The sequence below is a fragment of the Kitasatospora sp. NPDC054795 genome, assembly GCF_053611565.1.
This window is the reverse complement of record NZ_JBSHAP010000052.1, coordinates 22,433-38,325: the sequence shown is the minus strand read 5'-3', so window position 1 is coordinate 38,325 and position 15,893 is coordinate 22,433. Positions and strand designations below refer to the sequence as shown.

Below are 15,893 nucleotides of genomic sequence, written 5' to 3'. Positions count from 1 at the left end.
GTCCGGAAGAAAGTTTCGGCCGGAGCGATGAGTTCTGCGGCGAACCCCGGTCTACCTCCACGACCGATTCGTACGACAGCAAGGAACACCCATGAACACCGTGGTCTCCACCGACGGCACCGTCCTCGCCTGCTCCGTCACCGGGTCCGGCCCCGCCGTCGTCCTGGTCGACGGCGCGCTGTGCCACCGCGGCATGGGGCCGAGCGCCTCGATCGCCGAACAGCTGGCGGCGCGGCACACCGTGTGGACCTACGACCGGCGCGGTCGCGGCGACAGCGGGGACACCCCGCCCTTCGCGGTGGAGCGCGAGATCGAGGACCTGGCCGCCGTCATCGCGGCGGCGGGCGGCTCGGCCCACGTCCTCGCCCACTCCTCCGGCGCCGCACTCGCGCTGCGGGCCGCCGCCGCGGGCACCGGCATCACCCGGCTCGCCGTCTACGAGCCGCCGTTCAGCACCGGGGAGGCGCAGAGCGAGCGCTTCCGCCACTACGTCGCCGAGCTGACGGCGGCACTCGCCGAGGGGCGCCGCGGGGACGCGGTCGCGGCCCTCATGGTCTACGCCGGGACGCCGGCGGAGATGGTGGACGGGATGCGCGGCGCGCCGGTGTGGCCGCTGTTCGAGGCGGTCGCACCGACCCTGGCGTACGACGCGGCGGCGCTCGGCGACCGGACCGGCGCGGTCGTCCCGGTCGACCTGCTGGCCACGATCGCCGTGCCGACCCTGGTCCTGGACGGCGGCGCCAGCCCGGAGACGCTGCGGGCCCCGGCCCGCGCGGTGGCGGCGGCCGTGCCGGACGCCGAGTACCGGACGCTGGACGGCCAGACCCACGAGGTGTCCGCCGAGGTGCTGGCGCCGGAACTGCTGAAGTTCTACGCCTGACGCGCGGCCCGGGGGCACCGTCTGGTCTTCCGACGATCACCGGCGTCGCTTCTCCGGCGCACGACCACCCGACGGACGAGGAAGCATGGACGAGGACTTCAAGGACATCCCCACCACCACCCCGGCCGACGTCCTGGGCCGCGCCCAGGTCATGGACGCCGGCCTGCGCCCGCTGTGGACGGGCATGCCCCGGGTGGCCGGACCGGCCTTCACCGTGCGGTGCCCGCCCGGCGACAACCTGATGCTGCACGCGGCGATCCACCGGGCCGGGCCCGGCTCGGTGATCGTGGTGGAGTCCGGCGACCTGGACCACGCGCTGGCCAGCGGCAACGTCTGCGCGGTGGCGCAGCGCCGGGGCGTGGCGGCGTTCGTGGCCGACGGCCTGATCCGGGACCTCGCCGAGGTGCGGGAGCCGGCCTTCCCGGTCTTCGCCCGCGGGGTGATCCCGATCCCCGGGGCGAAGGAGCGGCTGGGCACCCACGGCGCCCCGGTGACCTGCGCCGGGGTGTCGGTGGCAGCCGGCGACATCGTGGTGGCCGACGAGGAGGGCGTCGTGGTGGTGCCCGCCGCCGAGCGGGCGCGGGTCCTGGAGGCGGCCCGGGCGAAGCTGGCCAAGGAGGCGGCCGAGACCCTGGACGACTGGGAGGCCGCGCACCGCGCCCGGATCGACCGGGCCCTCGCCGAGTTGGGCTTCACCGGCTGATCGCCCGGCTCCGGTACGGTCCGCCCCTCGGTCCGCCCGGCCCCTGAGCCGGACGGACCGAGGGGCTCCGGCGGCGCTCGTCGCCGGGCGGTCCGGCGGCGGGACACGCCCGCGCGACGGGGCCCGTTTCCCTGTTCGAATCGAATGGACAAAGGTTCGACCGACGGCCTCCCCCGGGCTCCCGTCACCGGGTCCGGCCGGTGATCCGCCGGTACGAATGGCCCCGCACGGCGCACCTCGGCACACCCCCTCCTCATATGATCGGAGCGACATGCGCCATGCTTGGTGATGCAGAACACTGAACGGAACTTGCGCCGGACGGCCCACCCGCCGTACGGCCGAGAAGGAGGAAGCACGTGGACGACGTTCTGCGGCGCGCCGCACTCTTCGCGGCACTCGACGACGAACAGGCCGGCGAGCTGCGCGCTTCCATGACCGAGGTCACCCTCGCCCGTGGGGAGTCGCTGTTCCACGAGGGCGACCCGGGCGACCGGCTGTACGTCGTGGCGGAGGGCAAGGTCAAGCTGCACCGTGCCTCGCCGGACGGCCGCGAGAACATGCTGGCCGTGCTCGGCCCCAGCGAGATGATCGGCGAGCTGTCGCTGTTCGACCCGGGTCCGCGCACCGCGACCGCCAGCGCGCTGACCGAGGTCAAGCTGCTGGGCCTCGGCCACGGCGACCTCCAGCCCTGGCTGCACGCCCGCCCCGAGGTCTCCATCGCGCTGCTGCGGGCCATCGCCCGCCGCCTGCGCCGCACCAACGACGTGATGTCCGACCTGGTCTTCTCCGACGTGCCCGGCCGCGTCGCCAAGGCCCTGCTGGACCTCTCCCGCCGGTTCGGCGTGCAGTCCGAGGAGGGCATCCACGTCGCCCACGACCTCACCCAGGAGGAGCTGGCCCAGCTGGTCGGCGCCTCCCGCGAGACGGTCAACAAGGCGCTCGCCGACTTCGCCGGCCGCGGCTGGCTGAAGCTGGAGGCCCGCGCGGTGGTGCTGCTGGACGTCGAGCGGCTGTCGCGCCGCTCGCGCTGACGCCGGTGAAACGCCGCTGACGTCGGCGAACGCCGCTGACGCCCGCCAACGTGGAGGGGCCCGTCCAATCCGGACGGGCCCCTCCGCGTTCACCCCCGCAGTTCCCGCGTTTCAGGGGATCACTCGGCGCCCGGGATCAGCCCGTGGTCCTCCAGGTAGTCCAGCTGGGCCCGCACCGACAGCTCGGCGGCCGGCCACAGCGCCCGGTCCACGTCGGAGTAGACCCGGGCCACCACCTCGGGCGCGGTCCGGCAGCCCGCCTCGACCGCGGTCTCCACCTGGGCGAGCCGGGCGGCCCGGTGGGCCAGGTAGAAGTCGACGGCGCCCAGCGCGTCCGCGAGCACCGGGCCGTGGCCGGGCAGCACCGTGCGCACGCCGTGGTCGGAGGCCATGGTGTGCAGCCGGCGCAGCGAGTCCAGGTAGTCGCCCAGCCGGCCGTCGGGGTGCGCGACCATCGTGGTGCCGCGGCCGAGCACGGTGTCGCCGGTGAGCACCGCGCCGTCGTCCGGCAGGTGGAAGGTCAGCGAGTCCGAGGTGTGCCCCGGGGTGGCCACCACCCGCAGGTCGAGGCCGCCGACGTCCAGGCGCTGGCCGCCCACCAGGCCCTCCGAGCCCAGCCGGTGCGCCGGGTCCAGGGCCCGCACCTCGGAGCCGGTCAGCTCGGCGAAGCGGGCCGCGCCCTCGGAGTGGTCGGCGTGGCCGTGGGTGAGCAGGGTCAGCGCGATCCGCTTGCCCCGCTCCCGCGCGAGGTCGACCACCCGGCGCAGGTGGCCCTCGTGCAGCGGGCCCGGGTCGATCACCACCGCGAGGTCCGAGCCGGGCTCGGAGAGCAGCCAGGTGTTGGTGCCGTCCAGCGTCATCGGCGACGGGTTCGGTGCCAGCACGCACAGCGCCCGAGGGGTGGCCTCGCCGCCGACGGCGGCGGCGGGGTCGCCCGGCAGGAGTCCGCTCACCGGCCGCCTCCGCCCTCTCGGTGCAGGGCCCGCAGCGGCAGTGCCCGGACGAGGGCGCGCTGCGCCACCTCGACGAACGGGACCTGGCTCTCGCAGGCGGGGTCACGGGGAGTCAGACGGCGGGCGGGCATCTCGGGCGCCGTCCGGCGAGCCACGTCGTTGTGGGTCATCGGGCGTCGGTCCTCTCTCTGCGTCGGTACGGGAAGGTCGCGTCCTGCGGGGTGTACGACCCGCAGCCGGTACGGGGGCCCGGGTGGCCCCACCGGTGGAACGGTCAGGAGCCCTCGGGGAACTCCCCGTCGATGGTCAGTTCCTGGTAGCCGGGCCAGCGGACCGTCAGGCGGTCGCCGCGGATCTCGGCCCGGCCCAGGACCGGCGTCAGCGGGCGGTCGGCGGCCGCGGCCAGTGCCTCGGCCGCGGTCCGGGCCGAGGACAGCTCGCGCAGCACCGTCACGGTCGGCGGCAGCATGCCGAACCGGCCCTCCCGGTGGCCGCGCACCGCCTCGGCGGGGGTCAGCCAGGCGACCCGGTCGGCCTCGCCGACCTCCAGGGCCGCGCGCTGGCCGGCCGGCAGCGCGGCGACGAAGAACCAGGTGTCGTAGCGCCGTTCCTCGAACTCGGGGGTGATCCAGCGGGCCCAGCCGCCCAGCAGGTCGCTGCGCAGCACCAGGCCGTGGTCGCGGAGGAACTCGGCGAAGGACAGCTCGTGCGCCTCCAGCGCGGCCCGCTCGGCGGACCAGTCGCGCGGCGCGGCGACGCTGTCGGCGTCCGGGCCGGCCAGCAGCACGCCGGCCTCCTCGAAGGTCTCCCGGACGGCCGCGCAGACCACCGCCCGCGCCGTCCGGGCGTCCACCCCGAGCCGTCGCGCCCATTCCCCGGGCGTCGGCCCGGCCCAGCCCGGCTCGACCTCGGCGTCCCGCGGGTCCACCCCGCCGCCGGGGTAGGCGTACATCCCGGCCGCGAAGGCCATCGAGGTACGCCTGCGCAACAGGTAGGCCTCCGGCCCCCCGGCGGCGTCGCGCAGCAGCACGACGGTCGCGGCGGGCCTGGGCACCGGCGGGGTCACCGCGCCGGATGCGACCGCCCGGATCCGGGCGGGCCAGCCGGGCGGCATCGGGAGCGTCGTCGCTCGATGGTCCATGCCCGGATGCTAGGGCGTGCCCGGCGATTCCCGCCAGGCTCACGGATCGATCGGACACACTCCGGCCACACGGGGGCGGGGCCGGACAGTCCCGGCCCCGCCCCCGCGATCACGTTCAGACGGTCTTGACGCGCACCACGAGCTCGACCTCGACCGGGGCGTCCAGCGGCAGCACGGCGACGCCGACGGCGCTGCGGGCGTGCACGCCCGCGTCGCCCAGCACCTTGCCGAGCAGCTCGCTGGCGCCGTTGACGACGGCCGGGACACCGATGAAGTCGGGGGCGGCGGCGACGAAGCCGACGACCTTGACGACCCGCTCGATCCGGTCGAGGTCGCCGATCACGGACTTCACGGCGGCCAGGGCGTTCAGCCCGCAGATCTGCGCGAGGTCCTTGGCCTCCTCCGGGGAGACCTCGGCACCGACCTTGCCGGTGGTCGGCAGCTTGCCGCCGACGACCGGGAGCTGGCCGGAGGTGAACACGAGGTCGCCGGAGTGCACGGCCGGCACGTAGGCGGCGACCGGGGCGGCCACCGGAGGCAGGGTCAGACCCAGCTCGGCGAGCTTCTCCTCGACCTTGCTCATGCGTTCTTCTCCCGCTTGAAGTAGGCCACCAGCTGCTCCGGGTTCGGGCCGGGCACGACCTGGACGAGCTCCCAGCCGTCCTCGCCGAAGTTGTCCAGGATCTGCTTGGTGGCGTGCACCAGCAGGGGCGCCGTCATGTATTCCCACTTGGTCATGGCCAGACTCTAGACGAGCTGTCGCGGTGATCCGCTCCGACGGCCGCGAGGCGTGTGAGGTGGGGCACAAAGAGGGCATGATCCGGCCTGACGGCCCAGGTGCTCCGGGCATCCGGTGCGCTCCCTGGTTACCCTCGCGAGAGGGCACCCTGGTGAAGGGCACCCCCGTCGGGAGGGGACCCTGGTGAGGGGCACCCTCGTCAGGAGGGGACGCCCGTAGGACGGAGACGGACGGAGACGGAGCGTGGCACGCACCCCCGGCCAGGCGGCCCGGCGCGACCCCGACTGGGAGGGCGTCCGGCTGCACGTGGTCAGCGGCAAGGGCGGCACCGGGAAGACCACGCTGGCCGCGGCACTGGCCCTGGCGCTCGCCGCCGACGGCGGACGGGTGCTGCTGATCGAGGTCGAGGGCCGGCAGGGCATCGCCGAGCTGTTCGGGATCGCCGCGCTGCCGTACGAGGAGCGCCGGATCGCCTCGGTCTCCCGCGCCCAGCTGGGGCTGGCCGCCGGTGGGGGCGGGCCCGGCGAGGTCTTCGCGCTGGCGATCGACACCGAGCTGGCGCTGCTGGAGTACCTGGAGATGTTCTACAAGCTCGGCCGGGCCGGGAAGGCGCTCCAGAAGGTCGGCTTCGTCGACTTCGCCACCACCATCGCGCCCGGTGTGCGGGACGTCCTGCTCACCGGCAAGGCCTGCGAGGCGACCAGGCGCAAGGACCCGGACGGCCGGCGGCGCTACGACGCGGTGGTCATGGACGCCCCGCCGACCGGGCGGCTGACCAGGTTCCTGAACGTCAACGCGGAGGTCGCCGGGCTGGCCCGGATCGGCCCGATACACACCCAGGCGCAGGCCGTGATGCGGGTGCTGAAGTCGCCGGAGACCGCGGTGCACCTGGTCACCCTGCTGGAGGAGATGCCGGTGCAGGAGACGGTCGACGGCATCGGGGAGCTGCGCGAGATGAAGCTCCCGGTGGGCGGGGTGATGGTCAACATGGTCCGGCCGCCGGTGCTGGACGCGGCGGCGGTGGCCGCGGTGGACGGGGACCACCGCGAGGAGGTCGCCGTGGCGCTCGGCGAGGCCGGGCTCGGCGGCCGCACGCGCGCCCCGGAGAAGGTCCGGGCGGCGGTGGAGCCGCTGATCGACCCCCTGCTGGCGCAGGCCAGGGAGCACGCCGAGCGGGTCGAGCTGGAGCGCGCGCAGCGCGCCGACATCCAGCAGCTGCGGCTCCCGACGTACGAACTGCCGCTGCTGGGCGAGGGCGTGGACCTCGGCGGGCTGTACCGGCTGGCGGGCGAACTGAAGCGGCAGGGGGCGGCATGACCTCGAACAGCGGGGTGCGGAGCACCGGGCGGCGACTCGCGGTGGACGAGCTGATCGACGACCCGAAGACCAGGATCATCGTCTGCTGCGGCTCCGGTGGCGTCGGCAAGACCACCACCGCCGCGGCACTCGGCCTGCGGGCGGCCGAGCGCGGCCGCAAGGTCGTGGTGCTGACCATCGACCCGGCCCGCCGGCTCGCCCAGTCGATGGGCCTGACCGAACTCGACAACACCCCCCGGGTGGTCAAGGGGGTCACCGGCGACGGCGAGCTCCAGGCCATGATGCTGGACATGAAGCGGACCTTCGACGAGGTCGTGCTGGCCCACGCCGAGCCCGAACGGGCCAAGGCGATCATGGAGAACCCCTTCTACCAGTCCCTGTCGGCCGGCTTCGCGGGCACGCAGGAGTACATGGCGATGGAGAAGCTCGGTCAGCTGCGCGCCGCCGAGGAGTGGGACCTGATCGTCGTGGACACCCCGCCGTCCCGCTCGGCGCTGGACTTCCTGGACGCGCCCAACCGGCTCGGGTCCTTCCTGGACGGCCGGGTGATCCGGATCCTCACCGCCCCGGCCAAGGTCGGCGGGCGCAGCGCGATGCGCTTCCTGAACGTCGGGATGGGACTGCTCACCGGCACCCTGGGCAAGATCTTCGGTGCTCAGCTGCTGACCGACGTGCAGACCTTCGTCAGCGCGATGGACTCGATGTTCGGCGGCTTCCGGGAGCGCGCGGACCGCACGTACCAGCTGCTCAAGGCGCCGGGCACGGCGTTCCTGGTGGTGGCCGCGCCGGAGCGGGACGCGCTGCGCGAGGCGGCGTACTTCGTGGACCGGCTGGCCGCGGACCGGATGCCGCTGGCCGGGCTGGTGCTCAACCGGGTGCACGACACGGGGGCACCGCAGCTCACCGCGGAGCGGGCGCTGGCGGCCGCCGAGGCCCTGGAGGAGAACGGCTCGGAGCACGCCTCGCCCGCTGCGGAACTGCTCGCGGCCGGGCTGCTGCGACTGCACGCCGAGCGGATGCAGATCATGGGGCGCGAACGCCGCACCCGCGACCGCTTCGTCTCGGTGTACCCGGACGTGCCGATCGTGGAGGTACCGGCGCTGCCGGGCGACGTGCACGACCTGGACGGGCTCCGGGCCATCGGGGACCGGCTCAACGGCGCGGTGTAGCCCGTGCCCGGGGGCCGACCGGCCCGGACCGCGCGGTGCGGCCGGGCTCAGCCCGCCTGGGCGTAGTCCGTCAGTATCACTCCGGTCGCGAGGGACTCCTCGTACTCGGTGCGTGCCGTCTCCAGCAGCCTCCGCCACGAGATGACGGTCGGGCGTCGGCGCAGCAGCGCACGGCGCTCGCGCTCCGTCATCCCGCCCCACACCCCGAACTCCACCCGGTTGTCCAGGGCGTCCGCGAGGCACTCCGTCCGGACGGGGCAGCCGCTGCACACCGCCTTCGCGCGGTTCTGCGCCGCCCCCTGGACGAACAGTTCGTCCGGATCACTCGTGCGGCAGGCGGCCTGCGCACTCCAGTCGTCAACCCAGCCCATGCCGGCGCCGTCCTCTCCCGTTTCGAGGCTCCCCCACGGCGGCAACGGCATATTCACCGTTGCCAGTTGAGGACGTTACGGAAGAACGACAGCTTGCAACAGCCCCTTCGGGCTCAATCTCGAATGACCCGATTGGACTATGGGTATCGATCAGCTCACTCGTTGGAGTGATCGCAGGTCGCACGCCTTGCCAAAAGCGGAGCCCGTACTCTCGCCACAGGAGTCACCACGGAGCGTGACTGAACACACGGGTACAGCAGGCCACAGCTGCCTCAAAACCCGGCCATCACGGGGTATTTCGGGCAAGTCTCCTCGCCCACAAGAGTGAGCGATGTTGACGCACCGAAGCTGTCGCAAGCTTGTGACAAGCCTAGGCGAACGCCTGCCGCTGTGTGCGGGAATCCGCGACGTAGGGTTCTCCCCATGGCACCGAAGCGCCCACAGGCACCCCAGCCCCCAGGCAACACCGGAGCTCCGCGCGGCAGGACCGGCGGATCACCGTTGGAGCACGCCGGCAACGGCGTGAAGTTCCTGGGCGTCAGCGTGCTCTCCGGAGTCCTGCTGGCCGGTCTCGCCCTGCCCGCCGTCGGCGCCATCGGGCTGACCGCCAAGGACACGGCGGAGAGCTTCGACAACATCCCGGACGACTTCAAGACCCCGCCGCTCACCCAGGCCACCCAGATCTTCGACGCCAAGGGCGGGCTGATCGCCAAGGTCTACGAGCGCGACCGCACGGTTCTGACCGCCGATCAGATGTCGCCGTTCATGCGCCACGCCCAGGTGGACATCGAGGACGCCCGCTTCTACGAGCACGGCGCCGTCGACCTCAAGGGCATCCTCCGCGCGGTCAGCAAGAACGCGGAGAGCGGCACCGCCTCCCAGGGCGCCTCCACCCTGACCCAGCAGTACGTGAAGAACGTCAACGTGGAGAAGGCCGGCGACGACCAGGCGGCCGTCCTGGAGGCCCAGCGCAAGACCCTGGGCCGCAAGATCCAGGAGCTCAAGGTCGCCATCAAGCTGGAGGAGGACCTGTCCAAGGACCAGATCCTCACCAACTACCTCAACATCACCTTCTACGGCCACCAGGCCTACGGGGTCGAGGCCGCCTCCCAGCGCTACTTCAGCAAGAGCAACAAGGACCTGACCGTCGCCGAGGCCGCCACCCTGGCCGGCATGGTGCAGAACCCGTCGTCCTACGACCCGGTGCGCTACCCGGAGAACACGGTCAAGCGCCGCAACGTCGTGATCGACAAGATGCTGGAGAACAAGCACATCACCGCCGACCAGGCGAAGGAGGCGAAGGCCGCCCCGCTGGGCCTGAAGTACAAGGACCCGCAGAACGGCTGCATCACCGCCCAGGCCGGCATGGGCTTCTTCTGCGACTACGTCCGCCACGTGGTCAAGCAGGACCCGGCCTTCGGCAAGAACGCCGACGAGCGCAAGAAGGTGTGGAACACCGGCGGCCTGAACATCTACACCACGCTGGACCCGGACAAGCAGGCCGCCGCGCAGAACGCCGTCACCAAGAAGGTCAACGTGACCGACACGGTGTCGGCCGCCGCGACCATGATGGAGCCGGGCAGCGGCAAGATCCTGGCGATGGCCCAGACCCGCCCGTACGGCCTGGACCCGAACAAGAACCAGACCGTCGTCAACCTCAACGTGGACGCCGCGATGGGCGGCGGCAACGGCTTCCAGACCGGTTCGACCTTCAAGCCGATCCTGGCCACGGCCGCGCTGGAGTCCGGCATGTCGAACACCCAGGCGTTCCCGTCCGAGAACAAGATCGAGTACCCGCAGATGTCCACCTGCTCGGGCACCTGGAAGAACACCGTCAAGCCCAAGGAGACGGTGAAGAACGAGCAGGACAGCGAGGTCGGGCCGTACCAGCTGAAGGAGGCCATGGCCCGCTCGGTCAACACCTACTTCGTGCAGATGGAGCAGCAGGTCGGCCTCTGCGCGATGAAGCAGATGGCGAACAAGCTGGGCATCACCCAGTCCGCCAAGGGCGACGCCTTCCAGGAGGTGCCCTCGATGGTCCTCGGCACCCTGGAGCTCTCCCCGCTGACCATGGCGAACGTCTACGCGACCTTCGCCGCCCGCGGCAAGTACTGCACCCCGATCGCGATCAACAAGATCACCACGGTGGACGGCAAGGACATCCCGGTCCCGCAGTCCCAGTGCAGCCAGGCCTTCTCCGAGCAGACCGCGGACTCGCTCAACGCCGTCCTGCTCAACGTGACCGAGAAGGGCACCGCGGCCGCCCTGACCATGGACGACGGCCGCAAGATCGCCGGCAAGACCGGTACCACCGACGAGAAGAAGGCCGCCTGGTTCAGCGGCTACACCCCGTCGCTGGCCGCCGCGGTCTGGCTCGGCGGCCCGGCCGGCGGCGTCAAGATGAAGAACATCACCATCGGCGGCAAGTACTACCCCGAGGTGTTCGGCGCCGACGGCCCCGGCCCGATCTGGGCGATGGCGATGAACCAGGCGCTCAAGGGAACGCCGCTGGAGCCGATCCAGACCGCCAACATCCCGGACCCACTGCCGGCCACTCCCCCGGCGGGCGCCACCGCACCGGCCACCGACCCGAACGCCCCGCAGCCCGGCGGCAACCCCGCGCCGCCGCAGCAGGGCGGCAACCCCGGTCAGCCCGGCGGCCAGCCCGGCGGGCTCCCCGGTGGACTGCCGGGCGGCTTCCCGGGCGGGTTCACCTTCCCGCCCTTCCCCGGCAACGGGAACGGGAACGGCGGCCGGCACGGCGGCGGCAACGGGAACGGCTGACCCGTCCCGGGCCGCGAACGGTCGACACGGCGAAGGGGCGCCCTCCAGTGCGGAGGGCGCCCCTTCGGCGTGTTGCCGGGGCGGCGCATCGCCGGGCGGCGCGTCACCTGGCGGCGTCACCCGGGCGACGGGACGGGACCGGCGGACCGACGCCCACGGGGGCGTCCGGGCACCCGGCTCAGGCCAGGGCGGCCTTCACGGCCGCCGCGACCCGGCCGCCCTCGGCCAGGCCGTCGACCTTGGGCTTCACCAGCTTCATGACGGCGCCCATCCCCTGCGGGCCGCTCGCACCGCTCTCGGCCACGGCGGCCGCCACGATCGCGGCCAGTTCCTCGTCGGAGAGCTGCTTGGGCAGGTAGGTCGCGAGCACCTCGCCCTCGGCCCGCTCCCGGGCCGCCTGCTCCGTCCGGCCCGCCGAGTCGAAGGCCTCGGCCGCCTCCCGGCGCTTCTTCGCCTCGCGGCCGATCACCTTCAGCACATCGGCGTCGGACAGCTCGCGCTTCTGCTTGCCCGCCACCTCCTCGCTGGTGACGGCGGCCAGCGTGAGCCGGATGGTGGATGCGCGCAGCTCGTCCCGGTCCTTGATGGCAGCCGTGAGGTTCTCGTGCAGTTGCTCCTTGAGCGTTGTCATTTCCTCTTCTTATCCTTCGGCTGTGGGTGGGCTCAACCGGGTTTCCCTGGGCGTCCACCGGGGTTTCCGCAGTTGAACGAGTATCCCCCGAGAACCCCGGCCGAGGGCGCCCGACAGCCCGCCGGACGGCGCCGATCCGACCCGGGAACGGGCGGCGGTCGATTCCATGAACAATCGATGCCCGACTCCGGGAACAAGCGACGGGATTCGGCCACGGTGGCCGATAATGATTGCATAATATCGGCCGCAATGCCGAAAATTGCCGGATCCGGAGCGAAGTTGCCGGTCCCGGAGGGGCAAATCGAACGCTGTGACCGCTTCGCCGAAAATAGTCCGCGTAGTACACTCGTTCGCGCGTCGCTTGAGCAGCCGATGGCGGCGATCACCTCACCTCGAATCACCGTCGAATCATCGCCGAAGACCGCCACGAACAACTGCGACAACCCGTCATCACGTCCCCGATTCATTATTCCACGGCACTGGCACACTGCCGCCCAGGCACCTGGCGGCCCTGACACCTGGCGGCCCGGGTCCCTTGCGCCCCCTGCCGGAACGAGCGCGCACGCCTGCGCTCCGCCCGGCTGCCCGACCGCCCGGCGACAGTGATCGCTTTTCGGAGCGATGGGCGCCGTAAAAGCGGCGCATCGAGTTCTGACTTTTATTCTGCTCACAACAGCAGGAAGCGCGGGGGAATGGACAACAATCAGCTTCGATCGATGTTGGTGACCCAACGGAAGATGGTCGGCTGGAGCCAGGAGCAATTAGCCGAACACTCCACTGTCAGCGTCCGCACCATTCGCAACCTGGAAACCGGCGCCATCAAGAATCCGCGCCGCAGTTCCGTGGAACTCCTGGTGGGCGCGCTGTTCGCCGCGGCGACCAACCGGGACGACACCCTGCTCTCCCAGGTCGTTCACGCGGGCGCCCCGGCCGGGCTGCCGCCCACCCGGCCGGAACCCGGATTCCCAGCCCGCGTCGCCGAACTCCCGGACAACGCGCGGTGGCGGGGACTGCGGCCCAAGACGGACATCACCGTCGGCCGACGGGCCGACCTGCTGCACGTCGTGACCGCCCTGCGACCGGGCCGTCCACTGGTGCTCACCGGACCGGCCGGGGTCGGCAAGACCCGGCTGGCGCTGGACTCGGCCGCCCACCTGCTGGACCGCTTCCGGGACGGCGTCGTGGTCCTGGAGCTCGGCTCGGTCACCCCCGAGGCCGTCGACCCGGCGGCCGCCTCGGCCCAGGCCCAGCGCGCGCTCGACGCCCTCCTCCGGGGCTTCGACCGCGACCCGCGGACCAGCTCCGAGCTGCAGCTGCTGCTGGTCGTCGACAACGCCGAGCACGTCATCGACACGGTGGCCCGGCAGGTCAGGACACTGCTGGCGCGGCACCCGGCACTCCACATCATGATCACCTCGCTGCGGGCGCCCGCCGGGGTCCCCGCCGACCTGTGGGAGGTCTCACCGCTGTCGGTCGACCACCCGGACGGCCCCTACAGCTGCCCGCCGGCCGCCGAGCTGTTCTGCCACCGGGTGCACTCGGTCGCCCCGACGCTCGACCTCGGCGACCAGATGCCGCAGGTGGTCGAGCTCTGCCGACGCCTCGGCGGCCTGGCGCTCGCGATCGAGAACGCCGCCGTGCGGATGCGCTCGGTGCCCCTGCACGTCCTGATGGACGAGTACCGGGTGCTGCCGATCCTCGGCCAGGAGGAGGTCGGCGGGCTCTCCCACCACCGCTCGCTGCACCGCAGCCTCGCCTGGGCGTACGGACTGCTCGACGAACGGCAGCGCCGGGCACTCAGACGGCTCTCCCGGTTCCCCGAGGAGTTCTCCATCGACGACATCCGGCAGGAGCCCGTCGACGGCGGCGGCCCGGCCGGCCGGGAGCCCTCCCGCAACCTCGACGTCCTGGCCGAACTGGTCGACTTCTCCGTCGTCCAGGTGAATCGCGGCCACCAGTACGCGTACCGGGTCCCCCGGATGATGCGCGAGTACGTCAACGCCATTCCGGCCTGAGGCCGGCCCGCACCCCCGTCGCCCGGAGTTCCGCTCCGGGCGACGGGGAAGCCGGGCGACAGGAGGCTCCGCATCTCCGGGCGGAACCTCCTGACCAAGGGTCAGCCCTTCCGCCCGACACCGGCCCACCCCTCTCCCCTTCCCCCTCCAGCCCCGTAACCCGTCTTCGTAACCCATCTTCCCGGTTACACCTATCCTGGGGCGCATGACCGACGGAGACGACCCGGTCCCCCGGAACGCGGCCGACGCGGCCGGCCCTGCCGACCCGGCCGACCCGCCCGACGCACCGCCCGACGGCACGGCCGGCCGGCACACCCCGCCCGGGCTGGTCCTCACCACCCCCGGAGGCAGCCGCTTCCACTTCGATCCCGGCGCCCTCTGCCTGGAACTGCTCACCACCGGCGGACCCGGCCCGTACGCCCGGTACGAGGTGCTGCACCGGCCCGCCGACCTCGCCGCCTGGCTCCCGCCGTCCCGGCTACGGCTGCCCGCCGACGCCGTACGGATCTCCCCCGCCGAGCTCACCGCCACCCGCACCCTCCGCAACGCCCTGTGGCACCTGGCCGCCGCCCGCGCCCACGGCCGCCCCGGCGAACCCGAGGACTACACCGTCCTCAACCGGGCCGCCGAGCACCCGCCGCTGGTCCCCCGGATCGCCCCGGACGGCACCGCGGCCGCCCCGCCACCCGCCGACGGAGCCCAGCTGACCTCCACCCTCGCCCGGGACGCCATCGCCCTGCTCACCGGCCCGTACGCGGACCGGATCCGGGAATGCGGCGCCCACGACTGCCAACTGATCTTCGTCGACACCTCGCGCCCCGGCCGCCGGCGCTGGTGCTCGATGGAACGCTGCGGCAACCGCCACAAGGTCCGCTCCCTGCGCGCCCGCCGGGAGACAGAGGAGACGCCCCCGGCCGCCGCCCTCCCCGCCGACTCCGGGCGTGCGCCCGCTGATCCACCGTCTGAGAGCATGGGCTGATGCGACCGCTGTACTCCGTTCCCCTCGGCATCGCCGCCGCCGGCACCGCCTGCCTCGCCTACTCCGTCGGGTACGAGGTCCGGGCCTTCCGCCTCCGCCGGATCGAGGTCCCCGTCCTCCCGCGCGGCGCCCGCCCGATCCGGGTCCTCCAGGTGTCCGACATCCACATGGTGAGCGGGCAGGGCAAGAAGCAGCGCTGGCTGAAGAGCCTGGCCGGCCTGCGCCCCGACCTGGTGGTCAACACCGGCGACAACCTCTCCGACCCGCTCGGCGTCCCGGCCACCCTCGACGCGCTCGGGCCCCTCATGGAGTTCCCCGGCGTCTACGTCTTCGGCTCCAACGACTACTACGGCCCGGCCCGCAAGAACCCGGCACGCTACCTCCAGGCCATGCGCAGCGGCGCCCACGGCATGAACAACCCCGACGGCACCGCCCGCCGCGGCATCACCGGAGCCGTCCACAACCCGTGGGAGAAGCTCCGCGACGGTTTCGACGGAGCCGGCTGGCTCGACCTCACCAACACCCGCGGCCGGCTCACCGTGAACGGGCTCGACCTGGAGTTCACCGGCCTCGACGACCCCCACATCCGCCGCGACCGCTACAGCGACGTCGCCGGCGGCCCCTCCGCCGACGCCGACCTCTCCCTCGCCGTCGTCCACGCGCCCTACCTGCGCGTCCTCGACGCCTTCACCGCCGACCGCTACCCGCTGATCCTGGCCGGCCACACCCACGGCGGCCAGCTCTGCATCCCCTTCTACGGCGCCCTGGTCACCAACTGCGACATCGACACCCGCCGGGTCAAGGGCCTCTCCACCCACACCGCCGGCGGCCACCGCTCCCACCTCCACGTCTCGGCCGGCTGCGGCACCAACCGCTACACCCCCGTCCGCTTCGCCTGCCCGCCCGAGGCCACCCTCCTCACCCTCGTCCCGGTCCCCCGCTGACCCCCGCCGGACGCCCGCCCGAAACCGGATTTCGTGTCTCGGCGAGCGTCCGGTAGAGTTCTACTCGTCGCGAAGGAGACGGAGCGACAAACCGCAAGACCGGGGTGTGGCGCAGCTTGGTAGCGCGCTTCGTTCGGGACGAAGAGGCCGTGGGTTCAAATCCCGCCACCCCGACCCAGTAAGACCAGCTCAGGGCCGGTCTCCCGCAAGGGAGACCGGCCCTGACTGGCTTTCCG

General features: G+C 72.6%; 16 protein-coding genes and 1 tRNA gene. 10 read left to right on the top strand and 7 right to left on the bottom strand.

The features are described from left to right. Positions 1 to 91 precede the first annotated feature (91 nt). The 3 genes from ACWGJO_RS20145 to ACWGJO_RS20135 all read left to right on the top strand — a co-directional run bounded on the left by ACWGJO_RS20145 (position 92) and on the right by ACWGJO_RS20135 (position 2,614). A complete protein-coding gene (locus tag ACWGJO_RS20145) occupies positions 92 to 880 on the top strand; it encodes an alpha/beta fold hydrolase (protein WP_452185504.1) in 789 nt (262 codons plus the stop codon). Positions 881 to 965: 85 nt separating this feature from the next. Further along, the gene (locus tag ACWGJO_RS20140) at positions 966 to 1,583 is read left to right on the top strand and encodes an RraA family protein (RefSeq protein ID WP_452185502.1); all 618 of its coding nucleotides are present in this window, start codon (positions 966 to 968) and stop codon (positions 1,581 to 1,583) included. A 356-nt stretch (positions 1,584 to 1,939) separates the two neighbouring features. Continuing rightward, entirely contained in the window at positions 1,940 to 2,614 is a 675-nt protein-coding gene (locus ACWGJO_RS20135) for a Crp/Fnr family transcriptional regulator (protein WP_030288117.1), read from the top strand. A 119-nt stretch (positions 2,615 to 2,733) separates the two neighbouring features. Here ACWGJO_RS20135 and ACWGJO_RS20130 read toward each other — a convergent pair whose 3' ends face one another. The 5 genes from ACWGJO_RS20130 to ACWGJO_RS20110 form a co-directional block, all read right to left on the bottom strand. Further along, positions 2,734 to 3,567 carry an MBL fold metallo-hydrolase gene (locus tag ACWGJO_RS20130; RefSeq protein ID WP_452185500.1) on the bottom strand — a complete coding sequence of 278 codons (834 nt, stop codon included), beginning with the start codon at positions 3,565 to 3,567 and terminating at the stop codon, positions 2,734 to 2,736. Further along, on the bottom strand, positions 3,564 to 3,737 hold the full coding sequence (locus ACWGJO_RS20125; RefSeq protein WP_452185498.1) for a hypothetical protein: 174 nt from the start codon (positions 3,735 to 3,737) through the stop codon (positions 3,564 to 3,566). Before ACWGJO_RS20125 ends, ACWGJO_RS20130 begins: the two co-directional genes overlap by 4 nt. A 104-nt stretch (positions 3,738 to 3,841) precedes the next feature. After that, positions 3,842 to 4,708 carry an NUDIX hydrolase gene (locus ACWGJO_RS20120; RefSeq protein ID WP_359905707.1) on the bottom strand — a complete coding sequence of 289 codons (867 nt, stop codon included), beginning with the start codon at positions 4,706 to 4,708 and terminating at the stop codon, positions 3,842 to 3,844. 115 nt (positions 4,709 to 4,823) lie between these two features. Continuing rightward, on the bottom strand, positions 4,824 to 5,291 hold the full coding sequence (locus ACWGJO_RS20115) for a RidA family protein (protein ID WP_380541469.1): 468 nt from the start codon (positions 5,289 to 5,291) through the stop codon (positions 4,824 to 4,826). After that, positions 5,288 to 5,446, bottom strand: a complete 159-nt coding sequence (locus tag ACWGJO_RS20110) for a DUF4177 domain-containing protein (protein ID WP_094743074.1) — start codon at positions 5,444 to 5,446, stop codon at positions 5,288 to 5,290. Before ACWGJO_RS20110 ends, ACWGJO_RS20115 begins: the two co-directional genes overlap by 4 nt. Before the next feature lie 244 nt (positions 5,447 to 5,690). Between ACWGJO_RS20110 and ACWGJO_RS20105 the strand changes: the two genes are divergently transcribed. Both ACWGJO_RS20105 and ACWGJO_RS20100 read left to right on the top strand, forming a co-directional pair. Next, a complete protein-coding gene (locus ACWGJO_RS20105) occupies positions 5,691 to 6,764 on the top strand; it encodes an ArsA-related P-loop ATPase (protein WP_452185496.1) in 1,074 nt (357 codons plus the stop codon). Then, positions 6,761 to 7,933, top strand: a complete 1,173-nt coding sequence (locus ACWGJO_RS20100) for an ArsA family ATPase (RefSeq protein WP_359905699.1) — start codon at positions 6,761 to 6,763, stop codon at positions 7,931 to 7,933. Before ACWGJO_RS20105 ends, ACWGJO_RS20100 begins: the two co-directional genes overlap by 4 nt. A 47-nt stretch (positions 7,934 to 7,980) precedes the next feature. Here ACWGJO_RS20100 and ACWGJO_RS20095 read toward each other — a convergent pair whose 3' ends face one another. Continuing rightward, positions 7,981 to 8,304: a WhiB family transcriptional regulator gene (locus tag ACWGJO_RS20095; RefSeq protein ID WP_030240986.1), complete on the bottom strand. Its 324-nt coding sequence runs from the start codon at positions 8,302 to 8,304 to the stop codon at positions 7,981 to 7,983. Between the two features lie 423 nt (positions 8,305 to 8,727). On the opposite strand from ACWGJO_RS20095, the gene ACWGJO_RS20090 reads away from it, so the two are divergent. Beyond that, positions 8,728 to 11,088 (top strand): transglycosylase domain-containing protein, encoded by a 2,361-nt coding sequence (locus ACWGJO_RS20090; protein ID WP_452185494.1) that lies wholly within the window; start codon positions 8,728 to 8,730, stop codon positions 11,086 to 11,088. Positions 11,089 to 11,266: 178 nt separating this feature from the next. Here the strand turns inward: ACWGJO_RS20090 and ACWGJO_RS20085 are convergent, their stop codons facing one another. After that, positions 11,267 to 11,719 (bottom strand): GatB/YqeY domain-containing protein, encoded by a 453-nt coding sequence (locus ACWGJO_RS20085; RefSeq protein WP_452185492.1) that lies wholly within the window; start codon positions 11,717 to 11,719, stop codon positions 11,267 to 11,269. 722 nt (positions 11,720 to 12,441) lie between these two features. On the opposite strand from ACWGJO_RS20085, the gene ACWGJO_RS20080 reads away from it, so the two are divergent. The 4 genes from ACWGJO_RS20080 (at position 12,442) to ACWGJO_RS20065 (ending at position 15,831) form a co-directional block, all read left to right on the top strand. Further along, positions 12,442 to 13,734 carry a helix-turn-helix domain-containing protein gene (locus ACWGJO_RS20080; protein WP_452185490.1) on the top strand — a complete coding sequence of 431 codons (1,293 nt, stop codon included), beginning with the start codon at positions 12,442 to 12,444 and terminating at the stop codon, positions 13,732 to 13,734. Between the two features lie 205 nt (positions 13,735 to 13,939). Next, positions 13,940 to 14,713 (top strand): CGNR zinc finger domain-containing protein, encoded by a 774-nt coding sequence (locus tag ACWGJO_RS20075; protein WP_452185488.1) that lies wholly within the window; start codon positions 13,940 to 13,942, stop codon positions 14,711 to 14,713. Further along, on the top strand, positions 14,713 to 15,657 hold the full coding sequence (locus ACWGJO_RS20070) for a metallophosphoesterase (RefSeq protein WP_452185486.1): 945 nt from the start codon (positions 14,713 to 14,715) through the stop codon (positions 15,655 to 15,657). The genes ACWGJO_RS20075 and ACWGJO_RS20070 overlap by 1 nt, the downstream gene beginning before the upstream one ends. 100 nt (positions 15,658 to 15,757) lie before the next feature. Beyond that, positions 15,758 to 15,831, top strand: a tRNA-Pro gene (locus ACWGJO_RS20065). Positions 15,832 to 15,893 lie beyond the last annotated feature (62 nt).